The sequence below is a fragment of the Streptomyces sp. NPDC006294 genome (assembly GCF_042870895.1).
GTDB lineage: Bacteria > Actinomycetota > Actinomycetes > Streptomycetales > Streptomycetaceae > Streptomyces.
Genome location: NZ_JBIAHV010000019.1, coordinates 133,762 through 141,001 on the forward strand (window position 1 = coordinate 133,762; position 7,240 = coordinate 141,001).

Consider the following 7,240-nt stretch of genomic DNA (forward strand, 5'->3'; position numbering starts at 1 on the left):
GGTGGTAGCACCGGTCGGCCGGCCCCGGCCTGCGCCGAGGGGCGAAGCTGAGCCGTTCGAGTGGAGATTCGGACCTGACGGGCGCGTTCCGTCGGGGAGACGCGTGGGCAGGGTGAGCCTCGCCGTCTCCCGGACCCCCGGGCCGTCGACGGCCGTGCCGGTCAGGCCGTCGGCCCGGCCTCCCACGCGGCGCCCGTGACCGGCTCCGGCGCGACGTCGGCCTGCGGCGTGACGCTCCCCGACTGCGCGACGGCACCGGTCTGCGGCGCGGTACCGGGCTGCGCGACGGCGCCGGTCTCGGGCGTGGCCGCCGGCTGGGCGCCGGAGGCCGTCGCCACCGCCGCCAGCCGCAGGGCCTCCACCTTGTTGCGGCGTGCCGTGCGCAGCGCGTCCCAGGTCAGGCAGGTCAGAGCCAGCCACACCAGGGCGAAGCCCGCCCAGCGCTCCGCGGGCATCGCCTCGCGGAAGTAGAGGATGCCGAGCAGGAACTGGAACACCGGGGCCAGATACTGCAGCAGTCCCAGGGTGGACAGCGGCACCCGTATCGCCGCCGCGCCGAAGCAGACGAGCGGCACGGCCGTCACCAGACCGGTCGCGGCGAGCAGCGCCGCGTGGCCGGCCCCGTGCGCGGCGAAGGTGCCCGTGCCGTTCGTGCCCAGCCAGAGAAGGAACGCCAGCGCCGGGAGGAACTGGATGGCGGTCTCCGCGGCCAGTGACTCCAGGCCGCCGATGTTGACCTTCTTCTTCACCAGCCCGTACGTGGCGAACGAGAACGCGAGCGTCAGCGAGATCCACGGTGGCTGCCCGTATCCGATGGCGAGCACCAGGACCGCGGCGAAGCCGATGCCGACGGCCGCCCACTGCGCCGGGCGGAGCCGTTCCTTCAGGAGCAGTACGCCCATCGCGATGGTGACCAGCGGATTGATGAAGTAGCCGAGCGACGCCTCGACGACGTGACCCGAGTTCACGGACCAGATGTAGAGGCCCCAGTTGACGGTGATCACCGTGGCGGCGACGGCGACGAGGCCCAGCTTGCGAGGCCGGCGCACCAGCTCCCGCACCCAGCCCCAGCGCCGCAGCGCCAGGAGCGCGACGGCCACGACGGCCAGCGACCAGACCATCCGGTGGGCAAGGATCTCCAGGGCGCCGGACGGCTTGAGCAGCGGCCAGAAAAGAGGGACCAGGCCCCACATTCCGTAGGCACCGATCCCGTACAGCAGTCCTGCCCGCTGTTCGATCTCCGACTTCACTGACCCTCCCGCCCTGCGTCCGCGCGTCCCCTCAAGGTACGCCCGGCGAGGGGCCTGTGTCATGCCCGTATCGGCATACGGTCATTACGGATCAGGCCGGTCCCGGAGGCGGTCGCGGACAGCGATGAGGGGAGGCCGGAGCCTCCCCTCAGCTGGTGGACCGGTCTCAGCCGACGACGGTCCAGGTGTCGTTGCCGGCGAGCAGCGCGGCGAGATCGCCCTTGCCGTCACGCTCGACCGCCGCGTCGAGCTGGTCGGACATGAGCGTGTCGTAGACGGGACGCTCGACGCTGCGGAGCACACCGACGGGGGTGTGGTGCAGGGTGTCCGCGTCGGCCAGCCGGGAGAGCGCGAAGGCCGTGGTCGGGGACGCGGAGTGCGCGTCGTGGACCAGGACGCGCGACTCGTTCTCCGGCGTGACCCGGACGACCTCCAGGTCGCCCGTGGACGGGTCGCGCACGACGCCCTTCCCGCCGTCCGCGCCGAAGCGGATCGGCTGCCCGTGCTCCAGCCGGATGACGGCCTCCAGCGCCTGCTCGTTGTCCTTGAGGACGTCGAAGGCGCCGTCGTTGAAGATGTTGCAGTTCTGGTAGATCTCCACGAGCGCCGTGCCCTGGTGGTCGGCCGCCTGGCGCAGCACCTCGGTGAGGTGCTTGCGGTCGGAGTCGACGGTGCGGGCGACGAACGACGCCTCGGCGCCCAGCGCCAGCGACACCGGGTTGAAGGGCGCGTCGAGGGAGCCCATCGGCGTCGACTTGGTGATCTTGCCGACCTCGGAGGTCGGGCTGTACTGGCCCTTGGTCAGTCCGTAGATACGGTTGTTGAACAGCAGGATCTTCAGATTCACATTGCGGCGCAGGGCGTGGATCAGATGGTTGCCGCCGATGGAGAGCGCGTCGCCGTCACCGGTGACGACCCACACGGACAGATCCCGTCTCGACGAGGCCAGCCCGGTCGCGATGGCCGGCGCCCGGCCGTGGATGGAGTGCATCCCGTAGGTGTTCATGTAGTACGGGAAGCGGGACGAGCAGCCGATGCCCGAGACGAAGACGATGTTCTCCTTCGCCAGTCCCAGTTCGGGCATGAAGCCCTGTACGGCGGCCAGCACGGCGTAGTCGCCGCAGCCCGGACACCAGCGCACTTCCTGGTCGGACTTGAAGTCCTTCATCGACTGCTTGGCCTCGGCCTTGGGCACGAGCTTGAGCGCCTCACTCATCGATGGCCTCCTTGAGAACTCCGGCGAGCTGCTCCGCCTTGAACGGCATGCCGTTGACCTGGTTGAACGACCGTGCGTCGACCAGATACCGGGCCCGGATCAGGGTGGCGAGCTGGCCGAGGTTCATCTCGGGGACGACGACCTTGTCGTACTGCTTCAGCACCGTGCCCAGGTTCTTCGGGAACGGGTTGAGGTGGCGCAGATGGGCCTGGGCGATCGGGATGCCCGCGGCGCGCAGCCGGCGCACGGCCGCGGTGATCGGCCCGTACGTGGAACCCCAGCCGAGGACGAGCGTGTGCGCCCCGTCCGGATCGTCGACCTCGATCTCCGGCACCTCGATGCCGTCGATCTTGGCCTGGCGGGTGCGGACCATGAGGTCGTGGTTGGCCGGGTCGTAGGAGATGTTGCCCGTGCCGTCCTGCTTCTCGATGCCGCCGATACGGTGCTCGAGGCCCGGTGTGCCCGGCACCGCCCAGGGGCGGGCCAGGGTCTGCGGGTCGCGCTTGTAGGGCCAGAAGACCTCGGTGCCGTCGGCCAGTTCGTGATTGGGGCCGGTCGCGAACTGCACCCGCAGATCGGGCAGGTCGTCGATCTCCGGGACCCGCCATGGCTCGGAGCCGTTGGCGAGATAGCCGTCGGACAACAGGAACACGGGCGTCCGGTAGGTCAGCGCGATCCTCGCCGCGTCCAGCGCGGCGTCGAAGCAGTCCGCCGGGGTACGCGGCGCGACGACCGGCACGGGGGCCTCGCCGTTGCGGCCGTACATGGCCTGCAGCAGATCCGCCTGCTCCGTCTTGGTCGGCAGCCCGGTCGAGGGGCCGCCGCGCTGGATGTCGACCACCAGCAGCGGCAGCTCCAGCGAGACCGCGAGCCCGATGGTCTCCGACTTCAGCGCCACACCGGGACCCGAGGTCGTCGTGACGGCGAGAGAGCCGCCGAACGCGGCGCCGAGCGCCGCGCCGATCCCGGCGATCTCGTCCTCCGCCTGGAAGGTCCGCACGCCGAAGTTCTTGTGCTTCGACAGCTCGTGCAGGATGTCGGAGGCCGGGGTGATCGGGTACGAGCCCAGGTAGAGCGGCAGGTCCGCCTGCTTGCTCGCCGCGATCAGGCCGTAGGAGAGGGCCAGGTTCCCGGAGATGTTGCGGTACGTGCCCGCCGGGAAGGCCGAGCTCGCCGGGGCAACCTCGTACGAGACCGCGAAGTCCTCCGTCGTCTCGCCGAAGTTCCACCCGGCCCGGAAGGCCGCGATGTTCGCCTCCGCGATGTTCGGCTTCTTGGCGAACTTCTGCCGCAGGAAGCTCTCCGTACCCTCAGTGGGCCGGTGGTACATCCAGCTCAGCAGCCCCAGCGCGAACATGTTCTTGCTGCGCCCGGCCTCCTTGCGGGACAGGCCGAAGTCCTTCAGCGCCTCGATCGTCAGCGTCGTCAGCGGTACCGGATGGACCCGATAGCCGTCCAGCGATCCGTCCTCCAGCGGGGAGGTCTCGTACCCGACCTTCGCCATGGCGCGCTTGGCGAACTCGTCGGTGTTGACGATGATCTCGCCGCCGCGCGGCACATCGGCGACGTTCGCCTTCAGCGCCGCCGGGTTCATCGCGACCAGCACGTTCGGCGCGTCGCCCGGGGTGAGGATGTCGTGGTCGGCGAAGTGCAGCTGGAAGCTGGAGACACCGGGCAGGGTGCCGGCGGGCGCCCGGATCTCGGCGGGAAAGTTGGGAAGAGTGGAGAGGTCGTTGCCGAACGACGCAGTCTCCGAGGTGAACCTGTCACCCGTGAGCTGCATACCGTCACCGGAGTCACCCGCGAAGCGGATGATCACCCGGTCAAGGCGGCGGATCTCTTTCTCGCCGGCGCGCCTGCGCTGCTCACCGACGAGGGCCTCATCGGACCCGTTGACCTCATCGGCCTCTTCGGCCGGGCTACTGACCTGGCTGGTCACTGAACTGGACCTCCCTCGAGGCGGTTCCTCGGGCCCGACCGGCCGACCGGCCGACCCACTGGCAACCCTACGACCGTAAGGGTCGCCTTCCCCGGACCGCTCACATGTCGGACCTCATGGTGAGACGCCGTGGCGTCCTGGTTTGTGGCGCTTTTCCTTGTCCCCGGGGCCTCCGGGGCCCACTTCCCGGCTCATTCTCTGGTCTTGGGACCGCTGTGCCGAGGGGTCGGGCAGCGTGTCGGCGCGGGCTCTCGTCGGGCGTGGCGGCGGCCGTACGCCGCCCCCGCCGCTCACGATGCGGACGCGTCCGTCCGGCCGCTCACGAGTTGAGATACGTCAGCACCGCGAGCACCCGCCGATGGTCCCCGTCGCTGGGGGAGAGCCCGAGTTTCTGGAAGATGTTGCTGACATGCTTCTCCACCGCCCCGTCGCTCACCACGAGCTGCTTCGCGATCGCCGAGTTCGTCCGGCCCTCGGCCATCAGACCGAGCACCTCGCGCTCACGGGGAGTGAGACCGGCCAGCACGTCCTGCTTGCGGCTGCGGCCCAGCAGCTGCGCCACGACCTCCGGGTCCAGGGCCGTACCGCCCTGGGCGACCCGCACCACGGCGTCCACGAACTCCCGCACTTCCGCTACCCGGTCCTTGAGCAGATAGCCCACCCCCCGGCTGCTGCCGGCCAGCAGTTCCGTGGCGTACTGCTCCTCCACGTACTGCGACAGGACCAGCACCCCGACGCCGGGATGCTCGTGGCGCAGCTGCACCGCCGCCCGCACCCCCTCGTCCGTGTGCGTCGGCGGCATCCGTACGTCGGCGACCACGACGTCCGGCAGCGCGTCCTGCGCCGCCAGGTCGCCGATCGTCTTGATCAGCGCCACGGCGTCCCCCACTCCGGCGACCACGTCGTGCCCCCGGTCGGTCAGCAGCCGGGTCAGGCCCTCCCGAAGCAGCACCGAATCCTCGGCGATGACCACCCGCACCCTGTCCTCCACAGCCTTGAGCCCCCCTGTTGACCTGTTGCCCCGATGATGCGTACTTCCGGCCTGCCGCCTTCCAGCATCGCAGGATCGGAGCGCGCTGGGGCCTGTGCCGCGTTTTTGCCGGTCACCGCATCAGGGGACGCAGGAAGGGGTCGCAGGGTTGCCGCGGGGGCGACGGGGGCAGTGGGCGGCCTCCGGCCGCTCAGGGTGAGCCGGTGAGTCGGCGGGAGGCAGCCGGGTCGTGTCAGCCGCGCCAGGGGAGCTCGGCGGTCACCGTCGTCGGGCCGCCCGCCGGGGAGTCGACGGCGAGGATGCCGTCCACGGCGTCCAGCCGTTCGGCGAGGCCGGCCAGGCCGGTGCCGGCCGTCGTGTCGGCGCCGCCCCGACCGTCGTCGGTGACCTGGAGCATCAGCCGGTCCTGCGAGCGCCACACGTCCACCGACGCGCGGGTGGCGCGGGCGTGCTTGCTGACGTTCTGGAGCAGCTCGGAGACGGTGAAGTACGCGATCCCCTCGATCGCGGCCGCCGGCCGCCGGTCCAGGTCGACCTCCACCGTCACGGGAACGGCGCACCGCGAGGCCACGGCCGACAGCGCCGCGTCGAGCCCGCGGTCGGTCAGTACGGCGGGGTGGATGCCGCGCGCCAGGTCGCGCAGCTCCTGCAGCGCCACCTTCACCTCGCCGTGCGCCTCGTCGACCATCCGGGCGGCGGCCTCCGGGTCCTCGGCCAGCTTCTCCTTCGCGAGACCGAGGTCCATCGCCAGGGCCACCAGCCGGGCCTGCGCCCCGTCGTGCAGGTCGCGTTCGATACGGCGCAGGTCCGCCGCGGCCGTGTCCACCACGACGCCGCGGTCCGACTCCAGCTCCACGACGCGGGTCGCCAGCCGGGACGGCCCGAGCAGCCCGGTCACCAGCAGCCGGTCGACACCGGTCAGCGCGCGCATCACCCAGGGGGTGGTGATCGTGAGCACCAGCCCGACGGCGCTCGTCACGGCGATCTCGAACGGGGTGTCCAGATAGAAGTTGTGCGTCCCGTCCCCGTACAACTGCAGGCCGTCGACGCCGCCCCACATCGGGAAGACCCACTGCCAGAGCGGGTAGAGCAGCAGCGACCAGCCGGTCACCCACAGGGTCACAGAGACGCAGAACCCGAAGACCGCCCAGGGAAAGTGGAGCAGGGCGTAGAGCAGGTGGCGCCACGACGCCCCGCTCTTGAGGGTGCCGGCCATCCACGCGACGAAACCGTTCCTCCTGGCGCCAGCGGAGCCGAGCACCGGCTCCGGCCCGGCCACGTCCACACCGAGCAGCGCCCGGGCGCGGGCGCGTTCCAGCGCCCCGTAGCCGCGCAGCGCCGACAGAGAGAGGGCGAACACCGGGATGCCCAGGAACGTGACGAGCAGGCCGGCGCCGAGCGAGGTCATGGTGACCGCGAACACGAAGACGGCGGTGGCGAGCGGCAGGCTCAGCACCAGGTAGCCGAACTCCCGCCAGGTGCGGCCCTCGAAGGGCGCGCGCAGTACGGGAGGGAGGAAGTGCTCCCGGCGGGCCGCCGGGGGGCTGTATCCGTAATCCGTGGCCATCAGGGTCGTCCGTTCTGGGATGCGGGCTGTCATGACTCCAGCGTGGTGCGGCGGCGCGGTCCGCACCATGAGGGCCGGCCCCGTCTTGGCGGGGGGTTTTCCCCACCGTGCCCGGGCCGGGCTGTGCCGGGCCGTGCCGACCCCTGCGCCTGCGCCCGGACGCGGGCGCAGACGCAGGGGCCGCGGGGGGGTGCCTCTATGTCTTTCGTCAAGGCATCTCTGTCGGGTTTGGGGTGGTTCGGGGTTGCTGGTGCTATGCGGCGAGTTCGACGTCCGC

At 70.9% G+C, this 7,240-nt stretch carries 5 protein-coding genes; all 5 read right to left on the bottom strand.

Translation table 11 applies throughout. The features are described from left to right. Nucleotides 1-161 precede the first annotated feature (161 nt). The 5 genes from rarD to ACFYOP_RS28825 all read right to left on the bottom strand — a co-directional run bounded on the left by rarD (nucleotide 162) and on the right by ACFYOP_RS28825 (nucleotide 6,963). Nucleotides 162-1,250, bottom strand: a complete 1,089-nt coding sequence (rarD, locus tag ACFYOP_RS28805; RefSeq protein ID WP_356897685.1) for an EamA family transporter RarD — start codon at nucleotides 1,248-1,250, stop codon at nucleotides 162-164. Between the two features lie 166 nt (nucleotides 1,251-1,416). Beyond that, the gene (locus tag ACFYOP_RS28810; RefSeq protein ID WP_356897686.1) at nucleotides 1,417-2,466 is read right to left on the bottom strand and encodes a 2-oxoacid:ferredoxin oxidoreductase subunit beta; all 1,050 of its coding nucleotides are present in this window, start codon (nucleotides 2,464-2,466) and stop codon (nucleotides 1,417-1,419) included. After that, nucleotides 2,459-4,405, bottom strand: coding sequence for a 2-oxoacid:acceptor oxidoreductase subunit alpha (locus tag ACFYOP_RS28815; protein WP_356897687.1), 1,947 nt, complete (start codon nucleotides 4,403-4,405; stop codon nucleotides 2,459-2,461). Before ACFYOP_RS28815 ends, ACFYOP_RS28810 begins: the two co-directional genes overlap by 8 nt. A gap of 319 nt (nucleotides 4,406-4,724) precedes the next feature. Then, the gene (locus ACFYOP_RS28820) at nucleotides 4,725-5,384 is read right to left on the bottom strand and encodes a response regulator transcription factor (protein WP_356897695.1); all 660 of its coding nucleotides are present in this window, start codon (nucleotides 5,382-5,384) and stop codon (nucleotides 4,725-4,727) included. Nucleotides 5,385-5,628: 244 nt separating this feature from the next. Beyond that, complete coding sequence (locus ACFYOP_RS28825; protein ID WP_356897696.1) at nucleotides 5,629-6,963, bottom strand: sensor domain-containing protein; 1,335 nt, start codon at nucleotides 6,961-6,963, stop codon at nucleotides 5,629-5,631. Nucleotides 6,964-7,240: the final 277 nt, after the last annotated feature.